Source organism: Mammaliicoccus sp. J-M41, assembly GCF_022385935.1.
GTDB classification, from domain to species: domain Bacteria; phylum Bacillota; class Bacilli; order Staphylococcales; family Staphylococcaceae; genus Mammaliicoccus; species Mammaliicoccus sciuri_A.
This window is the reverse complement of the sequence record NZ_JAJNIR010000078.1, coordinates 1-416: the sequence shown is the minus strand read 5'-3', so window position 1 is coordinate 416 and position 416 is coordinate 1. Positions and strand designations below refer to the sequence as shown.

Sequence of the window (416 nt, the reverse complement as noted above, 5' to 3'; positions counted from 1 at the left end):
CTATGACTAAAAAACGAGCTAAATCAGATAATAAAAATTTACCTTTAAATGAAAATGAACGTGAAGAACTTGAAAGACTTAGAAATGAAGTTGAAACGTTAAAGGCAGGTATAGCCTATCAAAAAAAGTTACAGGCCTTGACCGACATTTACGGAAGCAAAAATCAGAAATAGTAAAGGGCATTAAGGCATTACATGAAATATATAATATACGATTAAGTATCTTATTTAAAGTCGTTCAAATAGCTAAATCTGTATACTATTATTGGATAAATCAACTTAGTAAAGCTGATAAAGATGAAACATTGATTCAAGTAATAAAAGAGATATGTGAAGAATCAAACCATACCTATGGTTATCGTCGTGTTACACAAGCACTAAGAAATAGAGGTCTTATCGTAAATCATAAAAAAGTAC

Annotated in this window: 1 protein-coding gene; it reads left to right on the top strand. The window is 29.6% G+C overall.

Features of this window, described 5'->3' with window-relative positions; genetic code table 11:
* Nucleotides 1-304: 304 nt before the first annotated feature.
* On the top strand, nt 305-416 hold a 112-nt coding region (locus LQ686_RS14400), incomplete at its 3' end, for an IS3 family transposase (RefSeq protein ID WP_481817101.1).